The 26,259-nt window shown below is 52.1% G+C and carries 15 protein-coding genes; 11 read left to right on the top strand and 4 right to left on the bottom strand.

Features of this window, described 5'->3' with window-relative positions; all coding sequences use genetic code 11:
- Positions 1 to 1,017: 1,017 nt before the first annotated feature.
- The 7 genes from EG028_RS17560 (at position 1,018) to EG028_RS17530 (ending at position 15,213) form a co-directional block, all read left to right on the top strand.
- Positions 1,018 to 4,389: a SusC/RagA family TonB-linked outer membrane protein gene (locus EG028_RS17560; RefSeq protein ID WP_120517739.1), complete on the top strand. Its 3,372-nt coding sequence runs from the start codon at positions 1,018 to 1,020 to the stop codon at positions 4,387 to 4,389.
- Positions 4,390 to 4,447: 58 nt separating this feature from the next.
- On the top strand, positions 4,448 to 6,136 hold the full coding sequence (locus tag EG028_RS17555; protein WP_120517740.1) for a SusD/RagB family nutrient-binding outer membrane lipoprotein: 1,689 nt from the start codon (positions 4,448 to 4,450) through the stop codon (positions 6,134 to 6,136).
- Positions 6,137 to 6,221: 85 nt separating this feature from the next.
- Positions 6,222 to 6,779, top strand: coding sequence for a redoxin domain-containing protein (locus EG028_RS17550; protein WP_120517741.1), 558 nt, complete (start codon positions 6,222 to 6,224; stop codon positions 6,777 to 6,779).
- Positions 6,780 to 6,784: 5 nt separating this feature from the next.
- On the top strand, positions 6,785 to 8,080 hold the full coding sequence (locus EG028_RS17545) for a c-type cytochrome (RefSeq protein WP_206614469.1): 1,296 nt from the start codon (positions 6,785 to 6,787) through the stop codon (positions 8,078 to 8,080).
- 35 nt (positions 8,081 to 8,115) lie between these two features.
- A complete protein-coding gene (locus EG028_RS17540) occupies positions 8,116 to 9,333 on the top strand; it encodes an ROK family protein (protein ID WP_120517743.1) in 1,218 nt (405 codons plus the stop codon).
- A gap of 25 nt (positions 9,334 to 9,358) precedes the next feature.
- Entirely contained in the window at positions 9,359 to 11,827 is a 2,469-nt protein-coding gene (locus tag EG028_RS17535; protein WP_120517744.1) for a carboxylesterase family protein, read from the top strand.
- A 347-nt stretch (positions 11,828 to 12,174) separates the two neighbouring features.
- A complete protein-coding gene (locus EG028_RS17530) occupies positions 12,175 to 15,213 on the top strand; it encodes a M60 family metallopeptidase (protein WP_162946554.1) in 3,039 nt (1,012 codons plus the stop codon).
- Between the two features lie 125 nt (positions 15,214 to 15,338).
- Here EG028_RS17530 and EG028_RS17525 read toward each other — a convergent pair whose 3' ends face one another.
- Positions 15,339 to 15,893, bottom strand: coding sequence for an RNA polymerase sigma factor (locus EG028_RS17525; RefSeq protein WP_120517746.1), 555 nt, complete (start codon positions 15,891 to 15,893; stop codon positions 15,339 to 15,341).
- Positions 15,894 to 16,063: 170 nt separating this feature from the next.
- Between EG028_RS17525 and EG028_RS17520 the strand changes: the two genes are divergently transcribed.
- From EG028_RS17520 to EG028_RS17505, 4 genes are all read left to right on the top strand, one after another.
- Positions 16,064 to 17,038: a FecR family protein gene (locus tag EG028_RS17520; RefSeq protein WP_120517747.1), complete on the top strand. Its 975-nt coding sequence runs from the start codon at positions 16,064 to 16,066 to the stop codon at positions 17,036 to 17,038.
- An 88-nt stretch (positions 17,039 to 17,126) separates the two neighbouring features.
- Positions 17,127 to 20,483, top strand: a complete 3,357-nt coding sequence (locus EG028_RS17515; RefSeq protein WP_120517748.1) for a TonB-dependent receptor — start codon at positions 17,127 to 17,129, stop codon at positions 20,481 to 20,483.
- 10 nt (positions 20,484 to 20,493) lie between these two features.
- Positions 20,494 to 21,342 carry a DUF4397 domain-containing protein gene (locus EG028_RS17510; RefSeq protein ID WP_120517749.1) on the top strand — a complete coding sequence of 283 codons (849 nt, stop codon included), beginning with the start codon at positions 20,494 to 20,496 and terminating at the stop codon, positions 21,340 to 21,342.
- A 16-nt stretch (positions 21,343 to 21,358) separates the two neighbouring features.
- A complete protein-coding gene (locus EG028_RS17505; RefSeq protein WP_120517750.1) occupies positions 21,359 to 22,954 on the top strand; it encodes a hypothetical protein in 1,596 nt (531 codons plus the stop codon).
- A gap of 340 nt (positions 22,955 to 23,294) precedes the next feature.
- Here EG028_RS17505 and EG028_RS17500 read toward each other — a convergent pair whose 3' ends face one another.
- From EG028_RS17500 to EG028_RS17490, 3 genes are all read right to left on the bottom strand, one after another.
- Positions 23,295 to 24,113: a hypothetical protein gene (locus EG028_RS17500; RefSeq protein WP_120517751.1), complete on the bottom strand. Its 819-nt coding sequence runs from the start codon at positions 24,111 to 24,113 to the stop codon at positions 23,295 to 23,297.
- A gap of 504 nt (positions 24,114 to 24,617) precedes the next feature.
- Entirely contained in the window at positions 24,618 to 25,454 is an 837-nt protein-coding gene (locus EG028_RS17495; protein ID WP_120517752.1) for an SRPBCC family protein, read from the bottom strand.
- Positions 25,455 to 25,644: 190 nt separating this feature from the next.
- Positions 25,645 to 26,241 (bottom strand): 2OG-Fe(II) oxygenase, encoded by a 597-nt coding sequence (locus EG028_RS17490; protein WP_120517753.1) that lies wholly within the window; start codon positions 26,239 to 26,241, stop codon positions 25,645 to 25,647.
- Positions 26,242 to 26,259 lie beyond the last annotated feature (18 nt).

The following is a 26,259-nucleotide window of genomic DNA, read 5'->3' as shown; positions in this document are numbered from 1 at the left end:
TCATTTAAGCTCCATAACAGGAGCGGTATGTTCATAACGGGACGTCAGATTCAGGCCGCCGCTTCCACGGCCCGTGCCGGATATCAGGAAGCCTCTCATAATGAGACAAACGAAAGGATACGAAGTAGTATTGAAGGGGAAGTTTTTTCAGGCCTGGGGTTCGAATCCGGGGAAGGCTGGCCGGGATAGAGGCATAATCAGCGGTATGAAGGTGGAAAGGAGCGCGTGGTAAAGTGATGTTTTTTGTATTAAATGTTTGACATTTAACTTGTTATGGAGCATTTTGAAGGCTACTCTCCATGATTCATTACGTGTAATATGAACTTGTCAAGCGGTAATTTCCCATAAATGATTGTTAAAATTCTTTCTTACTTTTTATTTTTTTTCAAAAGTATTTCCTACTTTCGTAAAAGTATACCGTGAAAGCGATCTGTCATTTAGTATTTAATCAGCACTTTTTAAGCACTATGCCTTCCCCGATTACAAGATCAGCGGGCATTTATCCACGAATTTTCGAGCATTTTTAATCAGTAGTCAAACCAAAGATCGAATTGCCAGTAGTCAGTTAATGTAAAAAATTTCGCTAATGCCTTCCACCTGACGGGGCTTCAGCCAAACTTTATCTATCATTTTTCAGAGCATTATTTTATAGTCAAATCAAAATCAAATTTGCAAGCAATCAGTTAATGTAGCAATCAATACCAGTGCCTTTGTTAGACATGGTTACAGGCTGGTTTTGTCCACGACGTTTATTTCATAATCAAACCAAATTCAAGATTGTCAGCAGATCGGTTTATGCCAGATCAAACGCTATGCCTATACCGGCATGTTTAATCTAAGATGAATTTCTGCCAGTTTACATTTCATCGTCAATGCAATTAAAACTGCAGGAGGGATTCGTATGCGCGGCAATTAGAGCTGTCGCGCGTCGTTGTCCGGGATTAACAGGCATGCTCGTCTGCTGCTATTTTTTCTGAAAGTTTATATTTCATAGTCAAACCAAAAATCAAAATTGCGATGCGAACATCTCATGCATTTCTCATGCTGACGTTGCTGCTATTCGGCATTACGTCGTCCCTATCAGCACAACAAAAGCCGACAGTCGGCGGCTCGATTGTGGATAGTAAGTCAGCCCCGGTAATAGCTGCCAATATTGTAGAAAAGGGCACAAAGAACCGGGCTCTTTCAGACGCGGAAGGGTTTTACCGTATATCGGTTTCTCCCGGCGCCACGCTGGTGATTTCCTGTATCGGGTTTGCTACCAAAGAAGTGGTGGTAGGCACCGGCACTACGCTCAATGTAACGCTCCAGGACGACCAGAGAGCGCTGAACGAAGTAGTGGTAACCGGTTTTGGTGAAAGCAGGGCTAAAAGGAACTTAGGATATTCCGTTACCCAGGTTTCGGGTGACGATATCAGGAGGACTGCAGCCGTAAACCCTATTTCCGCATTACAAGGCATGGTGCCCGGTTTGCAGGTGACCCCGAACTCCGGCGGCCCGCAGGCTTCCACGAGGTTCCTTATCAGGGGCAGTGCAAACCTGGATCCTTATGGCAACCAGCCGCTCGTAGTGATAGATGAAATTGTGATGGACGAACAGGTGATCCTCCCCAACCGCGGCGGCGAGCAGGATTTCGGTAACATCCTGAAAGACATCAACCCGGATGACATCGAATCCATCTCCGTATTAAAAGGCGGTGCGGTAACGGCGCTGTACGGCAGCCGCGCATCAAACGGTGTGATCCTCATCAAAACCAAAAAAGGTTTCTCTCAAAAGGGCCTGGGCGTGTCTTTCACCCAGACGCTGATGTTTGAAAGAGCATATAAAACTGTGGACCTGCAGGACCGTTTCGGCTCGGGGTATCATGCAAACGACTGGACGAAACTGGGCGGCGACAGCCTTGCCATCAACACGGACAGTTATTACCTGAGCTTCGGCCCCGAAATGAAAGGCCAGATGTTCAGGGACATCACCGGTCTCTACCGCCGCAACGACGTCGGTTACAACGATGTGCTGGATATGTATGAAACTGGTATCAACCGTAATACCAATGTTGGTATTTCAGGCGGTAACGACAAAACGACTTTCCGTTTTTCATACTCCAACCTCGGTGCATCTTCCGCTACACCCAACAATGACCTGAACAGGAACAGCTTCAATTTCAGGGCTACACACCGCCCCGTTAAAGCCGTACTGCTTGATATCAATACCGCTTACACGCAAAGTAAGACGAAGAACCCGGCACTGCTGGGTGGCAACAGCCTGCTGTACAGAAGCAGCTACGGCGTTCCCCGGAACTATGATATCAACTACTGGATGGACAATTACATCGATCCCGTTAACGGCGGTTATACCAACCGCGACGAATCCGGTGCATCTAATGCTTTCTGGTACATGTACCAGAACCAATACGAACAAAAAGAAAACAACCTGCGCGGAAGCCTCAACCTGAGAGCGGACCTGACCAACTGGTTGCGTTTGGATGGTAGTGCATCTGTCAATACTTTTGAAACTAACTATACTGCTAAGATCAGGGGCACAAGCGCCGGCTTTGCAAACGGTGAATACCGGGTGAACAACAACAGTGTAAAACAATACCGTTACAGAGGCGCGCTGAACTACATCAAGAGCATCGGTAAGTTCGACCTGCTGGTACAAGGCGGCGGTGAACTGAACCAGTCCAGCCAGGTTGGCACGGAAGCCAGGACCAACGGATTCATCACACCCGATGTGTTCCGTCTTTCCAATACAAAAGAAAGACCTGTACTGGTGGAAAACAAACCTATGAAGATGCAGAATGCTTCCTTGTTTTTCCAGAGCAGCATCGGCTTCAAAGATTACCTGACGCTTAACATTTATGGCCGTAATGACTGGAACAGTACACTGGTGTACAATGATGGTCACGGTGAATATTCCTACTTCTATCCCGGCGCGGATCTCGCGTTTGTATTCACCGATCTGTTCAAACTACCCAAAGCGGTTGAATTCGGTAAACTGCGCGTTTCTTATGTGGAAGCGGGTGGTGGTACCACTCCTTACAGGACCAGCACCGGATCTTTTGCGGCATACGGAGCTTACCAGGATGCATATGGTGGAACGATCCTCAGATATGGCTTCTCTAATAACTCCCTGCCCAACCAGAACCTGGTGCCCGTGCGCAACGCCAAGATCGAGGCGGGGCTGGAATTCAAACTGTTCGGCAACAGGCTGGGCGGTGACATCACTGTTTACCAGCAGGATTCCAAAAACCAGATCCAGGACTTTACCATTCCCATTGTATCAGGCGGTAATACTGCATTGATCAACGAAGGTAAAGTAAGGAACAAAGGCGTGGAACTGCAGTTGTACGGTACGCCCCTCAAGATCAACGACTTCTCCTGGGATGTGATGTTTAACTACGCGCGTAACAAAAACAGCGTGCTTTCCCTGCCTTTCAATTCCAAAGCAGCACTGCTTGACGGTAACGACGGCATTTACTCAGTAGCTTATGTTGGCGGAGACTATGGCAGCATCCGGTCCAACTACGGGTATGCTTCTTACCAGGCCAAAGGCGCAGGCGGTGCAAATGTGAACAGCCCGCTGAATGGTATGCCGGTGATTGGTTTTGGCGCAACAAGAGGCGCATTGGGCGGTCCTGTAATGTATTACCTGAGAGCAGGTACCTACAATCCTTCCGTTGGCGGCGAATCAGACCCTGTGGTAGGTTCTACCATGCCTGACTTCCTCGGTAGCATCCGCAATACTTTCAACTACAAAAGACTTGCCCTCAGCGTATTCCTTGACGCTAAGATTGGCGGTGACGTGTATTCTACTACTTATGGTTACGGTTCTCAATACGGTCAGCTGGCGCACACGCTGAACGGACGTACGGCAGACCTCGGCGGTCTTGAATACCAGAGCAATACCAACTACAACGGCCAGGGCCCCGGAAAACGTAACGACGGCATCCTGCCGGTAGGTGTATTTGCTGACGGTACGGTAATTCCGGCCAGCGCAAGCGCCGACGGCCAGGAGCACAACGTAGGCGGTATGACGGTGGCTGATGCCTATTCCAAAGGCTGGGTAAAACCCGTAATGGCATCTGATTATTACGACCACACTTATGGCTGGGCAAACGGTATCAGGCAGGCAAGCGTGTTCGAATCTTCCTGGGTATCTGTGCGCGAAGTATCGCTGAGCTATGATCTTCCGACGAATATTGCGAACAAACTGAAACTGAACAACCTTCGCGCTTCCGTGATAGGACGCAACCTGTTTTTCCTGTACAACAACGCTCCCGATCATGTGAATCCTGACAACCTGAGTTCTACCAGCGCTGGTGCGTTTGTCGAAAACGGTGGTACACCTTATTTCAGGCAGTTTGGATTTTCACTGAACGCAAATTTCTAGGAACAACAGGAAAAGCATTACTGTAAACAATAACAACCAGATTATATAAAATATTTTTATGAGGAAGATATTATTACAAGCCGGCGCGCTGGCAATTTTAGCAACTTCCTGCAGCCGCGAAAAGTATGCGGAGTTGAACACGGACCCGGATGTATTAACGAATATCCAGGTAGATCCGAAAAACTTGTTCCCGACAGCTGCAATAGCCATTCATGGAAACGACTTTGAAGCATATTATGATATTCACCGTAATATCCAGTACTGGATCGGCGCCTGGGTGCCGCTCGGTGGCAACGGTGCGGTAATCACGCGGTTCAAAACGCCGATTTCCGCATCAGGCAATCCTTATTGCTTCGAAAACCTGTACTCCAGGGAAACAATGGGAGCAGGTGGCGCGATGAAGGAACTGAGGAATATCATCAGCAAAATGCCAGCCGATAAACAAGGGGAATATGCGCATATGGGCGCCATTTCCCATATCCCGATGGTACTCGCCGCTTTCCAGATATCCGATATCACGGGCAGCATTGCTTATTCCGAAGCCTTCCAGGCCAGGTATACCAGCCCCCCGATGCTGACGCCGAAATATGATCCGCAGGAACAACTGTTCGCAGCACTGGATGCGGAATTAAAAGCTGCTGTGGCTGAGCTGAAAAAGCCCATCGCAGGTGAAGCAAAAAGACTGGGAGGTTCCGACCTCTGGTTTCACGGCGTAGGCGACGAACCCACCAACTGGATCAAAGCTGCAAACTCCCTGAGGATGCGTATTGCCATGCGCCAGCTGAAAAGAAAACCCAATGAAGCCAAAGCGATCATCCTTGACGTGCTGGCCGATAACGTAGGCCCTATCGACAGCAGGGCAGCCAACTGGGTGTTCAAAGGCGGTATCGGTGTTGCCAACGGTGGCAACTATGGTCTTGCTGCCGGTCTTTCCGGTCAGAAAGCCTCTATTGATTTTATGTACAAAACCACCGATCCCCGTATCAGGAACCTGTATCGTAAAGTAGCGCTCACGCAGGCGGACTTTAATACGTACAAAGCCAACGGCACCATTGCCGCCGGCGAAGTATACCAGGAATACCGTGGCCGTTACACCAGCCCGGAAGCGGTAGGCGAAGCGGATAAAAGGTTCTACTTCAACTACATTTTCGGCAGCACCGCTTATGTTTCCTACATCCAGGACCAGCTGTTCAATTCCGCGGTAAGCTCCGGCAGGGTAAACTACCCGGTGATCACTTATGCGGACGTTTGTTTTATGAGAGCTGAGCTGGCTGCAAGAGGCGTGACCACTGAAGATGCAAAACTCTGGTATGAAAGAGGGATTGAAGCTTCCCTGGCCGATTACGACCAGTGGGGTAAAGATGCGAATGTAACAGGTTATACTGCGCTGGAGCCCGCTGAAGTGACCGCTTACAAAAACCAGGCGGATATCGTTTACAACCCGGCGAAAGGTATCGAGCAGATCTGTATCCAGCAGTATTTCCAGCTGTACAGGAACCCGATGGAGTGCTGGGCGCATATCAAAAGGACCGGTTATCCCAGCCAAACCGGTGTGGTGTTCCAGGCCGAAAAGATCAGGAGCGGCGGTACGGAAGCGATCATGCCCAGGAGATGGAGCATTTTTGTGCCCCCGATCACGGATTTCAACTACGAAAACAGGAAACAATCCGTTCTGGATATGCAGAAAGATCCCGAATTCGGCGATCTGACGGATATCACCGGAAGGGTTTGGTGGGATAAGAAATAAATTATCTTAGCAGTACCATACAGTGAATTCAGGCTGGCCCTAATACGGCCGGTTTGAATTCACTGTAATTTTAAAGCTGTTTTTCATGAAGTTATTTTTTGTTATACTCAGCTGTCTTTTTTCTCTCGCAGCGCACGCACAGCATGCCCTCAGGGACATCAAAATAAAAACCATTGACGGGAAACCGCTTTCCCTGGCCAATAACGGAAAACTGACGGCCTTTGTATTCCTTTCCCCGGACTGCCCCCTCAGCCGCAACTATACCCTTGTTCTCAACGATATTCAACAAAGCCGGAAGGATGCCCTGCAGATCGTAGGCGTTTTTCCCGATGCCGGCTACAGTGACAATGAAATAAAAGCGTTTAAACATAAATACGCGGTGGATTTTGTGCTGGTGAACGATAAAAACAAAACACTGATCAATTATACCCGGGCCACTATCACGCCCGAGGTTTTTTTGTATGACAGCAACGGCGGCCTTCTCTACAAAGGCGCCATAGATGACTGGGTGGTGAGTTTAGGCAGGAAAAAGCGCCAGGCGGACCGGCATTACCTCCGGGACGCGATAGACAATTCCTTACAACATAAAAATATCAGCCCCGCTGAAACCAAAGCAATCGGGTGCTTTATCAGTACTAAATGACCCATATGCGCAGACTGTTATTCACCTTATTATTCGCCTGTGCATTTGTACACCTCCGCGGGCAAACTTACCATGATGTGGAGCCCATCCTGCTGAATAAATGCGGCACCTGCCACCGGCCGGGTGAAGCGGGCCCGTTCCCGCTGCTGCGGTACGAGGATTTTACCAAACGGCTCAATTTCCTGAAGGAAGTGATCTCCACAGGATATATGCCGCCCTGGCGCGCGGATACCGCGTATTCCTGTTTTGCCAACCAGCGTGGGCTCACGGCGGACGAAAAAACGAAAATACTGGCCTGGATAGACAACAATGCGCCAAAGGGAAAAGCGCCCAAAACCAAAATAACCGCCGCCCCGACCGATAAACAAACCCCGGGAAGAGCACCGGACCTGGTGTTGAAGTCCAAAGGCACTTTTCTTGTCAAGGGGGATAACCACGAAAGGTTCATTGAATTTAAGGTCCCCTTTGAGCTTCCCGCCGAAAAAAGCATTGAGGCCGTGGAATTTGTGACGAACAACCGGAAGATCATACATCACATCAATTATGGATTTTATAATGTGCCCGATGCCGCAATAGACCTGAACGAAGGCATCAGCACCATCAATACGGACGAAGATCCCGGGAACAGGAGCGCGTTTGACCGCTACAAACAGCAGATGGTCTATTATACCGGCTGGATACCCGGGGCCTCCACCGAATATTACCCGAAAGAATTTGGCTGGATGCTGCCGCGCAGGGGCGTGGCACTGTTCACCGTACACTATGCGGCCATTGCCGCCAATGAGGAATCTGTCGTGGGCGTAAACCTGTATTTTAAAGACGCCCCTGTAAAAAGACCGGTACGTATCATCAGCCTGGGCTCCGGCGGCGTGGGCGAGCGGGACATCGATCCCATCTTTATGATCCCGCCGAATGAGGTCAGGACCTTCGAGCTGAAGATGAAAACGCCGGAAGAACAATCCCTTTTATATGTCTGGCCGCACATGCACTTCCTGGGGAAATCCTTCGAGGCATTTGTGGTGACGCCCTCCGCCGATACCATCCGGCTGATCAAAATACCGCAGTGGGACTTCCGCTGGCAGGAACTGTACCGGTTCAAAAGACCGGTCAGGATCCCCCGCGGCTCCATCATCCACATGAGAGGTACGTACGACAACACGAAAAACAACCCGCTAAACCCGCATAACCCGCCTGAGTACGTCTTTTCACGGGGAAGTATGAAGTCGGACGACGAGATGTTTACATTACTGCTTATTTATTCGAAGTATATTGCGGGCGATGAGCTGATTGAGCTGGAATGATATGTTTTTGTAACACAGTATAGCGATTTGTGCATATGGTAAATAAAAGTTATTATAAAACACTGGCCTTAAAAGAGTTTTACTTTTCCGGCAAGCTGTCGTCCACGGACCTCAGCGAGCGGATGGGAAAAAGCATTCCGCATGTGATGAAGGTGATAGACACCCTGATCGCGGACGGTGTGATCGTGGAATCCGGCTATGCCCCCTCCAGCGGCGGCAGGCGCCCGGTGATATACGCGCCCAAACCCGGCGCCATTTATATCCTGGCCGTAGCCATGGACCAGATGTTTACCCGCATTACCCTGATGGACATTGAAAACAACCCCGTTACACCCGTAAAGGAGTTTGAATTGCCGCTGACCAACAACCCCGATGCTATCGTGCAGCTGGCGGAAAAAATGGCCGAGGTGATCCGGGAATCCGGTATAGACCGGGAAAAGGTTGTGGGAGCGGGTATCGGGATGCCCGGTTTTGTGGATTTTAAGAATGGGGTGAACTACTCGTTCCTGAATGCGGGCAATAAGACCATCACGGAATACCTGACAGACGAATTAAATATCCCCGTATACATCGATAACGATTCCAGCCTCATCGCCCTGGCGGAATTCCGCTTTGGGGCGGCCCGGCAGAAGAAAAACGCGGTGGTGGTGAATATTGGCTGGGGCATAGGCCTGGGCATGATATTAAACGGAGAACTGTTCCGCGGGCACGACGGCTTTGCGGGCGAGTTCAGCCACATCCCCATTTTTAATAACAACAAACTGTGTAGCTGCGGCAAAAGCGGCTGCCTGGAAACGGAGGCTTCCCTGCTGGTGGTGATCGAAAAAGCGGCGAAAGGGCTTAAGGACGGCCGCCCCTCCGCATTGGGCAAAAATTTCCCGAGCGGCCACGGAGACACGGATTGGGACGCGATCGTAAAAGCGGCGCTGAAAGGAGACCGTTTTGTGATAGAGCTCCTGTCCCACACCGGTTATGATATCGGCAAAGCGGTGGCCATCCTGATCCACCTCATGAACCCGGAATCTGTGGTACTGAGCGGGCGCGGCACGCTGGCCGGAAAGGTATGGGAAGCACCGGTGCAGCAGGCGCTGAACGAACACAGCATTCCCCGCCTGGCCGCCAATACCAAACTCGCCATTTCCACCCTGGGCTACCAGGCGGAACTGATCGGGGCCGTGGCGCTGGTGATGGAAAATAAAGTGAAAGAATACAAGACCACCCGTAAAAATATAAAGGAGAAAGAACTCTCCTGACCTCATTTTCCAATTTATTCCTTACATGAACAAGATTACTTACGCATTGCTGGTCGTACTGACCAGCCTTCAGCTCCCTGTGTTTTCGCAGGATACCTGGCACTTCAAAAACGGCCTGGTCGTGACCAGTCCTCAGCGTTACGGCCGCGAAGCCATTTATACCGATCTGCTTGCTTACCGCCTCTATACTCATCAGCTGAAAACGCCGGTGGACGGGGCAGTGTTTGAGAAAGGCGAGGATGGCCAGCCGCAAACCTGGCAGGCCGTTACCGCGGATAGCGCAAACCGCCTCTTCCGCCGCGGCGGACGGGGAGGAGCGGGCCGGGGCATCAATTTCGGGCGGGGCGGATATTTTTATCTCACTTACCAGTCGGACAAAGCGCAGCCCGCGCTCCTGAACATCAAAGGGAACAGCGGCCTGTATTTTAACGGCGAGCCGCATACCGGCGACCCTTACAGCTCGGGCTGGTTGTATATCCCGGTGCAGCTGAAAAAAGGGCTGAATGAAATTTATGTGCGCGGCGTGTTCATCACCGCCAGCCTGAGTTTCCCCGGCAAACCGGTGCAACTGGTCACCGAAGATCCCACCATGCCCGCTATCGTGATCGGTGAAAAAAATGACGCGTTGCAGGGAGCTGTGGTGGTCATCAACCATACCTCCAAAGAATTAAAAGGCCTGCAATTCCGCACCAGCCACCAGGGCAAAGAACTTACAACGGACATACCCGCCATCCCGGCGAAATCATCCCGTAAGGTGCCTTTTTCCTTTGACGCCAGTACCGTGAGCGCCGAGGGCAAAACGTCCTGCGCCATTGCTGTGACGGACAAAGGCAAAACCCTGGATGAATCCAAAATAGAAGTGGAGGCCGTAATGGCCACCGGCAAATACAGCAGCACGTTCATCAGCCAGATAGACGGCAGCCTCCAGTATTTCGCGGTAACGCCGCAGGTGAACGGCCCGCAGAAAGGCTCCGCGCTTTTCCTTTCCGTGCATGGCGCGGGCGTGGAAGCCATCGGGCAGGCAAGAGCTTATCAGCACAAAGACTGGGGCACACTGGTAGCCGCTACGAACCGCCGCCCCCGGGGATTTAATTGGGAAGACTGGGGCAGGCTGGATGCATTGGAAGTATTGAATATCGCGCGTAACCGGTTTCAGCCGGACCCTCAGCATATTTATCTCACCGGCCATTCCATGGGTGGCCATGGTACCTGGTTCCTCGGCGCCACCTACCCGGATAAATGGGCCGGCATTGCGCCCAGCGCCGGGTATCCTACCCTGAAAGGGTATGGCTCGGCGGACGGCCTGATACCGGACAGCAGCAATTCCCCGATGGAACAGATGCTGCTGCGCTCCGGCAACCAGAGCGATGTGATCAAACTGGTGCAGAATTACAAACCGCTGGGCGTGTATATATTCCATGGCGACGCGGACCGCACCGTATCTGTAAACTATGCGCGGCAGATGCGTGAGCTGCTGGGTAAATTCCATCCTGATTTCAGCTACAATGAATATCCCGGCGGCGAACACTGGTTTGGCGATATCAGCGTGGACTGGAAGCCCCTCTTCGACTTTTTTAAATGGCATAGCCGCCCGGTGGACACTGCCGTGCGCAGCATAGATTTCACCACCTCCAATCCCGGCATTTCCGCTTCTTTCCGCTGGGCTTCCGTACAGCAGCAATTGCATCCTTTGCAATACAGCCGCATCAAACTGGACAGGAACAGGACCGCCAGGACCATCACCGGCACTACGGAAAACGTACGCCTGCTCCGCCTCGACCTCGCTGATTTTGACGCGGGCACGGATGTGAAGGTCAATATCGATGGAACGGAGATCGCCGGCAAGGCAGGAGCGCAGTTGTATATTTTGAATAACAGCGGCAAATGGGCCGTTCATCAGGCATCGCCGCTTTCCGAAAAAGGCCCGCACCGTTATGGTACATTAAAAGATGCGTTTAACTACCGCATGATCTTCGTGTACAGCACGGGCGGCACCAAAGAAGAAAACGAATGGAGTTTTAATAAAGCGCGTTATGACGCCGAAACCTGGTACTATCGTGGCAATGGCGCGGTAGACATTATTGCGGACAAAGATTATACGGCGGAGAAATACAAAGACAGGGGCGTGATCGTTTACGGGAACAAAAGCACGAACAAAGCGTGGAACCTGCTGCTGAACGATTGCCCGATACAGGTGGAGCGGAACAAAGTGACCGCGGGCGGCAAGCAATGGACGGGAGAAGATCTCAGCACCTGTTTCGTATGGCCGCTGAAAGGCTCTGATATGGCCTCTGTAGCCGTAATAAGCGGCAGCGGGCTTGCCGGCATGAAAGCTGCGTATGCGAATCAGTATTTCGCGGGCGCCAGCGGTTTCCCGGACTTCATGATCTACAGCGCCAAAATGCTGGCCACCGGCGTGGACGAAGTGAAGATGGCCGGTTTTTACGACAATGAATGGAAACTCAGTGATGCGGAAATGATACAGGTGAACTAAGAATATTTACGATTGAATAAAATGAGGGTGTCTCCAACAGGTGAGACGCCCTCTTTCGTTTGACGAAGTTGGGAAGGATCAATCCTAAGGGATTGTATAACAGTAGCAACAAGAAAACACCATCAGGAAATTTTGACGGAATAATTTTATTGCCTAAATTCAGTCAAAATTATCCTGAGAACCAAAGTCGCAAACCCGAGAATTGATTTGTATGAAAGCAGCTGTTAGCCTTTACTCTTACTCACGATAGTTTACAGAACACATGCGGGATGATCCCTGAACTGGTTGCGTATTGCGAATAGTGCCATCTATGCATGTCTATTAATCGAGCACCTAATCAGTTAACCATGAAATATTTTAACACGCTACTCTTTGTAATGGGAATCAGTATTCCCGCAACTGCCCAGTACCATGCAGCTCCAGTTTTCGTTACATCTGTCAGGCCGGCCCAGCCAGGAGCTGAGCCGGGAAAATGCATCGATGGGGATACCACCACGGTATACCATTCCAACTGGAGCCTCAATGCAATGCCGGACACGGTGGATTTTTATTTTTCCAACATCAGCGACATCAACAGGATCGCCTATGTGCCCCGGCCTACGGGCCTGAATGGCGTCTGGCGAACGGTGGAGCTGTATTACCGTAAAGCAGACTCTCCTTTTGTAAAAGTAAGGGATCTGTCCTGGGCCAACGAAAATACCACGAAGGTCATAGACCTCACCGGGAGCGAACTGGATGAGCCCGCATATGTCCGGTTCATTGTCAAGACGGCCACCGGTAATTTTTCCAGCTGCGGGGAAATGAGATTCTGGACAACCGTAGAGCCCACGCTGGCTATCGACTGTGAGAACCCGGCAAACGGTCTTTCCAGCCTGATGGATACCAAAGTATCCGTTGCCAGTGTGGCCGTAAATCCCCCGGCCAACAGCGCCGGAGAGGCTATCGGCTTAACGGTGGATAACAACAAAAGTACTTTCTACCATTCGTCCTGGGCCGGAGGCGGATTCCCGATAGAAATGACTTATAATTTTTCCGGGAATAACCGCATCGATTACATTGTGTATACGCCACGGCAGGACGGTGGCGGCAACGGGCATTTCGGGAATATGGAAGTGTGGTATAAAGCCACGCCCGGATCGGCCGCGGTGAAAGTGAAGGATGCCCAGCTGGGCTTCAGCGGCACGCCTTCCCGGATCACACTGTCTTCGCCGCTCGTTAATCCGGCTACGGTGATCATCAAAGTGCTGAGCGGGCAGGGCAACTTTGCCAGCTGTGCGGAAATGGAATTCTTTACCAAAAACACCGCATCAACCAGTATATACAGCCATATGTTCGACAGTTTGTATGCCGTGCTCAAACCCGGTGTGACACAGGCGCAGATAGACACCATGTCTATGCCGTTCTTCAAAACGCTGGCGCAATGTATTTTCAACCAGAGTTACCGGAAAAAATTCCGGCTGCAGCACTACCAGGTGTACCCGGTAGTGAGCACTACAGCCGCCACGTTAAAAACATCCACCTATAATTCATTCGAAAATCCCACCGGTATCGCATTCAAGGCAAATACCAAAGCGGTGCTGTTCGTAGGCCCCACAAACGGCTTTACGCCCTCCCTGCGGGTGACGGACCTGGCGTTGGGGACCAACATTACAGATCATACGTACATCCTCCAGGAAGGGCTGAATGTGATCGATATTACGGCAGACGGGCTGGGGTATATCAACTATTACAGCAACGATTCGTCGCGGCTGCCGATCGCCATCCATATTGCCACCGGTAGGGTAAACGGCGTTTATGACCCGCTGACGGATACAGATGCGGACTGGTTCGAATACCTGACCAACGGGATCTATCCCAGTCTCGACATCAAAGGCCGGTACATGCACATGAATTATCATAAAGCCGCGCTGGTGGGCAATACCCTGCAAAGCGGCGTGGCGCTGGCGGCGGCGTATGATTCGATCGTGAAAACGGAGTACCAGCTGATGGGCCTGTTCAAATATAACCGGGTGCCTAAAAACCATATGTTCGCTTACTCCGCCTATAGTGGCGGTTGGTATGCCGGCGGCTGGGGCGCGCATTTCGACCTCACCTGGGGCGAAGCGGGCCTTTGCACGGCACAGGGCGTACTGGCGGACCCCTGGGGGATTGCGCATGAATTCGGCCATGTGAACCAGGTACGGCCCGGCTTCAAATGGACGGGCACTACAGAAGTGACTAACAATCTCTATTCCACCTGGTGCCAGTACACCATGGGCAGTGCTTATCCTTCCGCCACAAGGCTCGAAGGAGAGACCATATCAGTAGATGGCGTAAGGCCCGGCATCATCGGCGGGCGTATAAATGGCGCCATTTTATATGGGGCTGTTCAGAAAAAGCCGATCATGGGCAATGGAGATGTGTTCAGGACGCTGGTGCCGTTCTGGCAACTCGAATTGTACTACCAGTCTGCCGGCGCCAGCAAAAATCTCCCCACGCTGCAACAACGGCTGGCCGGAACACCCGCTCCCGGCGGCGGACAGCCGGATGTGGCTTTCTGGCTGGGCGATATGCTGGAGAAAGTACGGCTCACCAACGAAGCCGGTCTCAGCGACGGGCAGCTGATCCTGAACTGCGTGAGCAACATCTGTGATGTGGTGAAAGAAGACCTGACCGACTTCTTTGTCAAAGCAGGCCTGCTCGTACCGATCGATGAAGTAGTGAATGACTATACATCGAAACGGATTACCATTACACAACAACAGGTAGATTCCACGATCACCGCCATCCAGGCGAAAGGGTATTCCCAGCCGGTGTCCTCCGTGATCAACTATCTTTCCGCTAACAGCGTAAACATTTACCTGCAAATGGAACCTGTTACCGGCACGGCAGGAGTGGGCGCCACGTACAGCAACAACGTGGTGACGGTAGATCCCGCGCAGTGGCAGCACGCAGTGGCATTTGAAACCTATAAGAACGATACGCTCATCGATGTGGCCATTGCGGGCACCGGCAGCAGCAATAATTCACTGACGAAGGTGCAGTTCCCTGATACAGCCACCACCGTATATGCAGTGGGGTACGATGGAGAACGGAAGCTGGTATATCCCGCCAGTGCGCCGTTAATCCGCAAGGTTAACCCGGCGGCGGCAACATCCGCCGGCAAATCCAGCGCGCTCGTATTCCCGAATCCTGCTTCCTCTTACGTGCAGGTAGTACTCAGCGGCACATCAAAAGCGGTTGTTACGATCAGGCTGACGGACATGACCGGCAACATTATCCAGCAGCAAAAAGCAAGGGATGGGGAAACGGCAAGGGTAGACCTGAGCCGCGTAACCCCGGGCATGTACCTGTTGCAGATCGTAAAAGGGTTTGTGGTGGAAACGAAGAAGATCGTCAAACAATAAAGCGGTACATCCGTAGAACGTACGGGCGTATGCCGCGTACGATATGAAAAGGAACAGGAAAGGGTTGTAAGTATAAGCTTACAGCCCTTTTTTATTGTGACGGTTGATCAATGATGCAGCGGGGCCTACTGCGAGGATGACAGGTACACGAGCAGCAGCGTGAGCGCATAGCTGTCGTCCTTCATGACCTTCAATTCAGACCGCAGGAATTTTAAAGCCCGGTTCATCTGCTTTTCTATAGTGCCGCCGGAGATGCCCAGGTGAGCTTCAATTTGTTTGTAACTCATGGCCTGCTCCTTGTGCATCCTGAATATCTGCTGCTGCTGAGGGGGAAGCCTCCTGATAGCGGATTGTATCTGCTGGTATTGTTCTTTGGCCAGCAGCCGGTTTTCACTGGAAAGATCCCATTCTTCCACGGGAAGGGTGTTGTGCACTTTTTCAACAATGCGGTTCCGCTTCAGTTCGTTGAGGAAGATATTGCGGGAATATTTCCTGAGGAGCGGGAATATTTTTTCATCGTTTTCAATATGATCCAGGTTTTCCCAGATCCTGATATACACCTGCTGTACAATATCCGCAGTGGTATGCCTGTCGTTGCACAGGTGATAGATGGCCCCGCTTAGTCTGGTATGCGTCTGATGAATGATGTTTCTCAGTCTTTTCTCTTTTTCAGTGAACATCCCCGGGAGTTTGGCCAAAAGTAGAACGCCATCCTGTATCCCTGTTCATTATTTTATTGTTAACCCGGATTCGATTATGAACAAATTGTTAAGCCCGGAAACCGGGTACAGGATAAACCGGCGATGATTGTGTATGATATGTCCGCTAATATTTTTTGAACCAATTATTCATGAACAGGGAAACAATCAACCGGTATTTTGAGAACCGCTGTACGGAAGATGAAATAAAAGCTATACGGGAATGGATAGACCAGCACGGGGAGCAGTGGTACGACCGTTATTTCGGGGAGCATTATGAGCAGGAGAACGGCATTGTGTCCCCGGAGGCGGACGAGGCAATGTTCCGGCAGGTATTGCGGGCTGTAAAACCCGTGCAGACGCGGTATGTTTTCCTGCGCCGCTGGGTGGCCGCCGCGGCCTGTGTGCTGCTGCTGGTGGGGGGCGCCTGGTTTGTTTTACAACAGGGGAAAAAAGATGCCGGGCACGCAGGCGTTCAGGTTGCATGGGTGGCCGTTTCCAATACGGATAAAACCGCGAAAGAAATTGTATTGCCGGATAGCAGCCGGGTGTATTTAAATACCGGTTCAACGCTCCGGTACCAACAGGGATTTACGCAGGAAGAAAGAGCAGTGGAGCTGTCCGGCGAGGCTTTTTTTGAAGTGACGCACGACCGGGAGCGCCCCTTTATGGTAAAAGCGGGAGACGCCTCCACGCTGGTATATGGTACTGCCTTTAACGTGCAGGCCTATCCGACGGAAGGCCATGTGGCCATTTCCCTTAAAAGGGGAAAAATAGGCATCCGCAATAAAGACGCTGCCGCTCCGGGTGAAAAGATACTGGCGCCAGGACAGTTGTGGTTGTACAACAAGGGGATCAGGCAACCGGAAATTATCAGCATCCCGCCCGGGCAGGTGGGCGGCTGGATGAACGGCAGCCTGTCTTTTTACAATACACCGGTCAAGGACGTATTCATCCAACTGGAAAGAAAGTTCGGCGTACGTTTTTCTTACACGGCCGGCATACAGACGGAGAATACTTTCACCGCCTTTTTTCCAAACGCTTCATTGGAGCAGGTGCTGAGCCACCTGGCATTTACGGGGGAACTGCAATTTAAACGGCAGGATAACATCATCTATGTAAAGTAACGATCAGCCTTCATAATTAATAAATGTCAACGATCATCACCGGTGTAATACCGCCGGGGTGGAGAACTATTGCCTGAAAAAAATCTATATGGACTTTATCTACACAACACGTACCATGCTGGTATTCCTGGTGATCCTGCTGGGGGCGTCATTCAGAGGGGCCGCGCAGCAGCGGCCTATTGCCATAGACCTTTCCAATACCACGCTGCTGGAGGTGGTCAATCAATTGCAACGGCAGACGCCGGCCATACATTTTTCCTTCCAGCCTTCTGTTTTTGAAAAAGTAAAAGTAAACAGGATATCCCTCAGGGCGTCTACCCTTGAAGAGGCGCTTGCACAGCTGAAAAAACAGCATAACGTGGATTACAGGATAGACGGGGAAACGGCCGCTTTAAAATATACAGGCGCGGCAGCTCCCGTGGCGGAGAAAAAAACTCCCCCGGCGCCCGGTACGATCCGTGGGCGCGTGGTGGATTTTGAAACGGCGCAACCGTTGCCCGGTGCTACGGTACGAATTGTGGAAAGGAATACAGGCATGTCTGCGGATGAAAAAGGTTTCTACCAGTTCAGCCTTCCCGTGGGCACTTATACGCTGGAAGTTTCCTTCATCAGTTATGCCGCTTCCACCCAACGGGTAACAGTAGTGGCCGGTAAGGAAAGCACCTACGACATCAAGCTGCAAGGCAACAATACACTGGGCGGAGTAGAAGTAAAAAGCCGGAAGAGGCTGAGCAAGCTGCCCGTGGCATTTACCAGTGAAAAACAACTGCTGGCGGAAGTGAAGATGTCGCGTTCGGTGCTTTCGGGCATCTCCAACGAGCAGATCACCAAACTGGCGGACCGTAATGCCGCCGAGGTGGTGAAGCGTATTGCCGGGGTGTCCGTTGTGGATGATAAATTCATCGTCGTGCGGGGCATGAACCAGCGGTACAACCTCACTTATCTGAACCAGAACGTGGCGCCTTCCACCGAGCTGTATAGCCGGGCCTTTGCCTACGATATGCTGCCTACGCCCATCATAGACCGTATCGTTGTATACAAGTCCCCCGCGGCGGAACTGCTGGGCGATTATGCGGGCGGTGCGGTGCGGGTGTACACAAAAAACACTTCGCCGGTGCGCGCACTGAATGTAGGGATACAGGTGAATTACCGGGAAGGCACCACCTTCAGGGATATGAACGGCTACAAAGGCGGCAGGGCCGACTGGCTGGGCTTCGATGACGGTACGCGCCGGATGCCGGATATTCCCGGTTTCCGGGAAACGGGCGGGAAGCAGATGATGACGCAGGAACAGCTTGTGAACAGCTTCACAGACACCTGGCAATACGGGCGCTTACAAGCCCTGCCGGACATGCAGGTGTTCGTGAACTATTTCGACAACTGGCAGCTGTTCGGCAAACGCCTGTACAGCATGAGCGCGCTCACCTATACCAATGAGTACCGGCATTTCGTGCAGGCGCAATCTTTCCGTGGCGCGGGCGGATATGCCACTTCCGATGAGACCCATGGGCCGGTGACGCTGATCACTTCATCCGCCTTCAACGACCAGAGCACGCAGATCACCAAGCTGAACCTGGTGCAGAATTTCACCTTCCGGTTCAACGACCGGCACAAACTGGAATTCAACAACTTCCTGCTGAACGATGCGAGGGACAATACGATCGTGAACACCAGCTTCGATAAGATAACCGGTTACCGCGGCATCCCTACCGGGAAGATGAACACGTTCTTTTACCAGCAGCGGTTCCTGTACAACGGGAACCTGGGCGGGGAGCACGGGCTGCGCGGCAATATGGCCCAGCACCTCCGCTGGAACATCGGTTACTCCCGCAGCCTCCAGGACGTACCCGATCTGCGGGTGACGAACTTCGGGCACAACGAAGAGGTGGATATCCCGGAAGCCTACCGCTGGACTGCTTTTTACCGGGATATGGACAACATCTATTTCGGCCTGATGAGCCGCCTGTTCATCAAAAACACAGAGAACGTCTATAATGTTTCGATGGATTACCGCATTCACCCCATGCCGGGTGTGGAAGTGAAAGCAGGTACCTACCAGCTGTACCGCACCTGGGAGATGGACCGTCGTTTCTTCAAGGTATTGCCGGGCAATTTCACCGGCAATGAAACGGACCAGGTGCTGCAGAACGGGGGGCCTCCCGCTTTCCAGAACTACGGGGACCTTATCCGGTTCCGCGAGCAGGATCTTTCATGGATATGGAACGCGCGTAATTTCCCGGGTGATGGCACGGGCCTCAAATTGTTTGATGTTTCCAGCCCGCTGGACCAGTATCTCGCTTCCGAGCAGAACAACAGCGGGTATGTACAGGGTGAATGGGCGCCCCTGGGCGGGAAGATCATCCTCAATGCCGGCCTGCGCGTAGAGTATAACTCACAGCGGGTAGCCGGCGCCGCATCCCGTTCGATACTGGAAAGCGGGCAGGCTGCGGGCGATATCTATTATCCCGTGCCCGTGGACCTCAGCAGTACGGACTGGCTGCCTTCCGTCAATTTTAATTACCGGCCGGACAGTGCCTGGGTACTCCGCGCCAGCTATGGCCGCACAGTGAACCGCCCGGAATTCCGTGAGATCGCTCCCTTCACGGACATCGATTTTATTACGCGTGAGCGGATCGTGGGCAATCCCGGTTTGCAGCGCAGTACGATCGATAACTACGATCTGCGCCTGGAACTGTATCCCCGCCGTCACCCCAATGAGACGATCAGCATCGGGGCGTTTTACAAACGCATCCATCAGCCTATAGAACGGCTGCGTTTTGAAACGGAATGGGAAGATGCGCTGATGCCGCAGATCAGTTTTGCCAATTCTGCCAGCGCCAATGTGTACGGCCTGGAACTGGACGTGCGGAAGTCGCTCGCGTTCATCCCGGGCAACCTGTTCCGTAACCTGTCGGTGATCGCAAATGGCGCGCTTATCAAAAGCGAGGTGATGAATGACAGGGACCGCGGCAGGCCGTTGCAAGGGCAGGCTCCTTATGTGGTGAATGCGGGGCTGTATTACGAAAACCCGGGATGGGGCACCAAACTGGGCTTTATCTACAACATTACCGGCTCCAGCATATATGCTATCTCCACCGCCAGTGCGGAAGAAGTGAAAGCGATATTGCAAAAGGGAGCCACCACCCCTGAAGAAACGGTGAAGCTGCAAAGCTCCTCCAGCCTGATAGAGGTGGGGCGCCACCTGTTGGATATTTCTTTTACCCAGCGCCTGTACCGCAGTCTGCAAATGCGTGTCACCGTGCAGAACCTGCTCGGCCAGCCCTACCGCCTGGCTGAAGACGCTACCTGGGATTATAACTACGACAAACCCATTCGCCGCGTACCCCGCAATGACGCAGTTTACCCGGCTTATGAGGGCGATAACGATATGATGCGGTATAATCCCGGCCGCTATTACAACATCACATTTACCTACGCATTTTAAGCACCGGACCATGAAAAAAACAAACAGCAAAAAATATATACGCGGGAAATTCCTGGCATTCGGCATACTCCTGTTCACCGCCTGCGAAAAGACCCCCGAAATTTTGCAGCCGGAAGACAGCAGGCTGTCTTTCTACAATACCTCGCAGCACCTGGAAAACGCGATGAGAACAGTATATGGAAGCGCCCCGCTTTCCCTGGATGGCAGCAGTGTGCGGGAAGATGAGGCGGACATCCGGTTCGACTACATCACCTTGGGCGAATGGGGACAGGTAATGTTCCCGGTTGCCACCGTCAACGGTACCTTCGACCGTTCATTCCCCTGGATGTCTTTCCTGTCCGTTAGCCCGGGCCGGCATTCGGTTGGTTTCCACAGCCCGGATTCATTGCATAGCCTGCTAACCGAAACGGAGATTGAAACCCGTACCGGCGCGAGAAGCTGCCTGTTCCTGGCGGATAGCCTGGGCGTTTATCAAACCCTTTTCCTCGTGGACGAAAGCCGTGCCGCGGCGCGGGAAGCCCGTATCCGCGTAACGCATCTGAGCCCGGACGCGGGCCCTGTGGAACTATGGGTGAACGGGCAGCAGCTGGATATGCCCGGCGCCCTGCAATACCGGAACACTACGGCCTTTATCAGCTGGGACATCCCGGAAAACCAGGCGGACACGTTATTGCGTCTGCAGGTCCGCTCCACGGGAACGGATATACTGGGCAGGGCTAATCTCAGTATCAAACCTGGAGAGACGGGGCATATCATCATTTACGGGTATTACAACGGGGCCAGCTACGAAGATCCCGCGACGGGAGAAACCGTGACCATCAGCCCTGATTTTAAAGTAAGAAGACTTAAATACAACTAATCTCATTTTCATCAACATGAAAACAATCGCTACATACCGTTTATCCCTGTGCTTCCTGCTACTTTTATCATTTGCCGCCGGTTGCCGGAAGGTGAGCGACCGGCTGGATCTGATGACCGAAGGGCTCAGCGCGGTGGCGGCTCCCGCTACCGTACTGGTGGGCGACTCGCTGACCATTGTGGGCAGGATCCATCTGAGCGCATCGCCCACCGTGAGCCTCGGCGGGGTGCCGGCCGTCTATAAACAGGTGGCGCCGGAAAACACCCCGGATGTTCCATACACCGTTGAAGCGCTGCGTTTCGAGGTGACCGCGGAAATGGGGGAGGGCCGCCAGCCGCTGGAGATCCGTTTGGGTGAACACGTACAGGTGCTGTACGTGAATGTGCTTGCCAAACCGGTATTTGATGGTTCCAGGCCGGATACCACACTGGTGATGGAGGAAATTTTTGGCGGGAACATTACGGATTTTACAACACGGTACGCTAATGCCTATACGTTTAATGCAGGGGAAGGAAATGATTATTTTCCCGGCCGTTCCGTTACCGCGGACGGCGTGATCTACCTGCAATCGGCGATGGATATTTACCGGATCGAAAACGGGCAGGTGCAGACCCTGCTGAAGACGGGAGATGCCCTGCTGATAGACGGGCAGGAGGTGCATGTGAAGGAATTCCTGCCGGGCCCGTTCGCCAGTATAGGCTACGCTTTTTCCGGGATGGCGGTGAGTGCGGACAACAGCACCATGTACCTGTCTGTTTATACAGATATGACCGGGCATGAAGATTTTACAGGCGCCTGGTTATTATTGAAGACAACGCCGGACCTGGACCACTTCGAGGTTATCAACCGTACCTGGTATAAGCTGGATGGGTTTGCCACGTTTTTCTTCCCCGAGGACTTTTTGGACAATGGCCCGATAGAAAATACCCAGCTGATCGCCGGGGATCTTTTTGTGGACGCACAGCAGCGGTTGCTTTTTTCCAACCAGGGAGTATATGCCGCCCGGCTGGAACAGAACGGCCGTATTGCCAAGATTGCGGATGAAGAGGACAATGCATACTATACGCCGGATGGCTCAACGGCCTTCTTCATCACCCAGGCCGGCCTGACGAAGTTTGACCTGGATGCCATGGAGCCGCTGGCTGTTGTGCCGCTGTCTTATGCGAACTGGAACTTTGTATCGTTCGAGGAGAACCCGGACTGGCGGTTTCCCAATAACCTGGGACCGCTGAACCTGGGAGGCGGGTCATTCCTGGCATTGCCGGGCGGGCAGCTGCTGTGTAACCCGCTGTCCAGCAGTCAGCCGAGCATCGGGGCCATTAACCCTGAAAACACGAGCGTATACACCTTTGCGGGGATAGAGAAGGGGTTTGTGGGAGACAATCTGCCGGGAGGCCATACGTTGTTCGATGTGCAATACCACCTCTCCGGGCAGGCCAGGTATGTGAATTTCTGCCAATACTACAATAACACCGATTTTATCGGCAATTGCAAGTTCCTCGGCATGGACGGGCAGAACAATATTTACCTCATGCGGGCAGGTGAGCGGTCCAGGTTAGGAAGACTCGGTGTTGTAATGCCGCCGGTGATCTACCGCCTGGGAAAGCCATGATACATAGCGGGCAGCTATGGGATGGATATAGGATCGTTACAGGGAAGGTACAGAATAGGTGGACTTGCTGCGGAGATGGTGTGGAAATGAGTTGGAGATCATGTTAAAGAGGTTGCGTACGGCTTTTTACCGGATGTGCGGCATGTTCCGGTGATCAAAACGGTACATGAGGTCCTGAAAAGGGGTGTTTTTGAAGAGAAAAATGTGGTGCCAGGTAAGTGAAGCGTGGAGAAGATGCATGTTTGAAGGGAAAATGAAGTGAACAGGCATAAGGGGGCTGCTGGCATTGGGCTGCCGGGTATGAAGATCACAGGTATATTTATCATTGTGGCGGTCATTTTTATTCCCGTTGCGGTGAATGGATGATCATACCCGGCAGGCAGGGTATTGGATGGTTGTGGTATTGAACCTGCATTGCATCCCAGGAGTAAGTGATAGCCCGGGGCTCCTGTTGCGGTGGCAACACAGCGATCACTTCAGCGGCTGTGTATTTCCTGTTTTGTAGCTGGTACATGCGGCCGTTCTCCATCCGCAGGGAGATTACTTCCAGTAGCACACAGCTTATTGCGTCGGGTTGCGCGGGTACTTGTAGCGTAAATGCATCCGAGGGCCTGCCTGCTTCCAGCAAAACGGGTTCTGATGTTATCGCGTCAGCGGCTGTGCAACCATGGTGGATGTTTACTACCACTGCCTTAATGCTGAGGTGCGTGGCCTGGGGGTTACTGTTAAATGTTTCCATGGCGGGTATGCTCACGGTGATGATGCCATCGTTGTCCCGGGAAATATCCGGGGTGACGGTGAGCAGCCTGGATAACCCGGCGTGCGGGGTGAGGCAGAAGCCCGTTAATCCCTGGGTATGTCTTGGAATAAACCGTTTGGTACGGTGCAGGTCATCTTCTCTCAGCACGCCCAGCAGGGCTTTATTCAGCCGGTTTACCAGCGTGCTTTCATGAGGGATGTCCGTTAGCCCGGTGAGGGCATGGCGCATGGCGGCGCCCAGTTTGCTGGCTTTGCCGAACTGTCGGCTGCTGGCTTTGCTACGCGGGCTTTGGCGTACCTGCTCCGGCATGGTGCGCAGGTGGTATTTGCCGCCCACGCGGTAACCGATGACGTTGCCCAGCCGTCCTGTGAATTTTAATATGCCTGTTTGTGTTCCCATAAAAAGTGTTTTTGACTAAAGATAAGTCAATGGGAACTGGTCTTTCCGGGGGACAATTTGCCAGATACGAACGCCGGTATAAGCGGGTTTAGATATCTTTTAAGCGTGGTCGAACCGGGATTAGTGAATATCTAATGTCTGTTCGACCGGTGTTGAATGTTTTCGAAAAATGAGTATTAATCCTTTTTCAGCCAGTGGGTGATGCAGTGGTGTATAGAAATAAAATACTCTGTACTGAAAGTGCAGAGGTTTGGAATCCGGACTTCGGTGCTGATCCTCCACATGAGTGCCCCAGGCTGGCCCAAAGCCCGTCATTGCCAGGAGCAATAGGGCTAGGGACAATCCCGTCATTGCGAGGAGCAGCAGCGCTAAGGTGAGTAGGGCGACGAAGCAATCTCCTGCATCGGATGGAAGTACTCCAGGATATGGAGATTGCTTCGTCGCGGCTCCTGCACAAATCCTCCGCTGCTCCTCGCAATGACGGCCTTTTCACAATGACGTACGTTATTTTCTTTTCTCCGCAAGGTCTTTGATGATAACAATTGCCTTCTCCCACATATCCGTATGGAAGGGGATATCCCTTTTAGAAAGCAGCCCGGCGCGGATGTGTAAGGTATGGCTGCCGTCCGGATGGGGTTCCAGCCTGAACTGTTCGGCATAATCGCCCAAAGGCGTACCGGCGGGCGGGCGAATGTCATCGTAATAACGTATGTGCAGGGATGCCTCCGGCTGGATCGTTTCCACGATGCCGTTTGCGCCGATGTTCCCGGCTGTGTCTTTCCAGATGACGGTGGAGCCGGTGTTCCAGTTTGTTTCAACGGTGGCGCCACCGCCAAACGCCAGGCCCCACTGGTTGTCCGGGTGGAGCAGGATGTCCCAGATAATATGGGCCGGGGCATTGATCCGGGCGGATTTTTTAATATCGCCTTTCTCCAGAAAGTTGCGCAGTGAATCGCCGAGGATGGCATTCCAGCCTGTTGTAAAGTCTGCCTTGTCAAAATCCGGGTGCGTGAAAGTATCGGTGCCGGAATGGGTCAGTTTCAGGCGGGTGCTGTCTTGTTCCGCTTTAAAAAGCTCGAAAGTGACCAGCGATTCCCCGGTATACCCATCGTACCGCCAGGTGTAGGACAGTTTTTCAGGCTTCCGTGCTTCCACTACCACACATTCGTGCCTGAAAACAATCCCTTCGTTTTCACCTGTGAAATGAAAACGGAAACCTGGTTCAGGTTTAAAATCAGACACATCAAAATACCATTCCTTCATCTGTTCCTTATTGGTGAGGGCTTCCCAGACTTTCTCCACCGGAGCCCGGTAGGTGCGTTCAATTACGAGTAATGACATGACACGGTTATTTTTGGTTAGAAACAACTGTTAGCCATAACGGCTTTCTTATGTAAATATAAGTGTAACCAATTGGTTACGAAAAATTATTTTGAGATGGATCGTTACGGATTGTTGTTGAATAGGCCGGGCGCGGTCTTGAAGTTGGTATCGGGAGAGTGGCCGCGGGTCATATACCGGAATGGTGGAGTTAATCCTTTTTCAGCCAGCCGGTAATGCTCATCCTGGGTTTGTTGGCCACCAGCACTTCATGCTCCAGCTCACTGCTTTTAAAAAATACAGTTTTACCCCCGGTAGGGTCTATTTCCTGCGATGCGGCTCCCGCGTGGTGGATGGACAATTGTCCGCCGTCTCCGGCGATCCAGTCTGTGTTCAGGTAAATGATCATGGAGTATTGCCGGCTCTGGTTGTTGCGGAACTGATCCAGGTGTTTTTTGTAGAAGCTGCCTGTTTCATACAGGGCATAGTGGAATTCATAACCTGTGATGCCGGTATAACAGGAGCTGTTCAGGTAAAGTATAAAAGCGTCCATCACAGTAAAAAAAGCGTTTTCATGTATGTTGTCATGGGCTTTGTCCAGCCAGTAGATCATATCGCTGCGGACGGCTTTGTTGTGCGCTACCAGTTCGTTGTTGCCAGTACCGGCGGCCCGCATCTGGTGCCCGTCGTAAAGACCGGTCAGGTTGTTCCTGAGATCGCCTGCCAGTTGGGCGCTCAGGAAATTTTCAGCAATACCTACTTTATTTTCAATGAAACTGTTGATGAGCGTCTCGAAGACTTGTTGCACCTGTTGGAGGATTATAGG

The sequence above is a fragment of the Chitinophaga barathri genome, from assembly GCF_003807585.1.
Taxonomy (GTDB): Bacteria; Bacteroidota; Bacteroidia; order Chitinophagales; family Chitinophagaceae; genus Chitinophaga; species Chitinophaga barathri.
The sequence above is the reverse complement of the archived record's forward strand: the minus strand, read 5'-3'. Positions and strand labels throughout refer to the sequence as shown.

What these genes read in the sequence shown, in the direction of transcription:
- EG028_RS17560 (WP_120517739.1), top strand. Translation starts at nt 1,018, where the DNA reads ATGCGAACATCTCATGCATTTCTCATGCTGACGTTGCTGCTATTCGGC.
- EG028_RS17555 (WP_120517740.1), top strand. Translation starts at nt 4,448, where the DNA reads ATGAGGAAGATATTATTACAAGCCGGCGCGCTGGCAATTTTAGCAACT.
- EG028_RS17550 (WP_120517741.1), top strand. Translation starts at nt 6,222, where the DNA reads ATGAAGTTATTTTTTGTTATACTCAGCTGTCTTTTTTCTCTCGCAGCG.
- EG028_RS17545 (WP_206614469.1), top strand. Translation starts at nt 6,785, where the DNA reads ATGCGCAGACTGTTATTCACCTTATTATTCGCCTGTGCATTTGTACAC.
- EG028_RS17540 (WP_120517743.1), top strand. Translation starts at nt 8,116, where the DNA reads ATGGTAAATAAAAGTTATTATAAAACACTGGCCTTAAAAGAGTTTTAC.
- EG028_RS17535 (WP_120517744.1), top strand. Translation starts at nt 9,359, where the DNA reads ATGAACAAGATTACTTACGCATTGCTGGTCGTACTGACCAGCCTTCAG.
- EG028_RS17530 (WP_162946554.1), top strand. Translation starts at nt 12,175, where the DNA reads ATGAAATATTTTAACACGCTACTCTTTGTAATGGGAATCAGTATTCCC.
- EG028_RS17525 (WP_120517746.1), bottom strand. Translation starts at nt 15,893, where the DNA reads ATGTTCACTGAAAAAGAGAAAAGACTGAGAAACATCATTCATCAGACG.
- EG028_RS17520 (WP_120517747.1), top strand. Translation starts at nt 16,064, where the DNA reads ATGAACAGGGAAACAATCAACCGGTATTTTGAGAACCGCTGTACGGAA.
- EG028_RS17515 (WP_120517748.1), top strand. Translation starts at nt 17,127, where the DNA reads ATGGACTTTATCTACACAACACGTACCATGCTGGTATTCCTGGTGATC.
- EG028_RS17510 (WP_120517749.1), top strand. Translation starts at nt 20,494, where the DNA reads ATGAAAAAAACAAACAGCAAAAAATATATACGCGGGAAATTCCTGGCA.
- EG028_RS17505 (WP_120517750.1), top strand. Translation starts at nt 21,359, where the DNA reads ATGAAAACAATCGCTACATACCGTTTATCCCTGTGCTTCCTGCTACTT.
- EG028_RS17500 (WP_120517751.1), bottom strand. Translation starts at nt 24,113, where the DNA reads ATGGGAACACAAACAGGCATATTAAAATTCACAGGACGGCTGGGCAAC.
- EG028_RS17495 (WP_120517752.1), bottom strand. Translation starts at nt 25,454, where the DNA reads ATGTCATTACTCGTAATTGAACGCACCTACCGGGCTCCGGTGGAGAAA.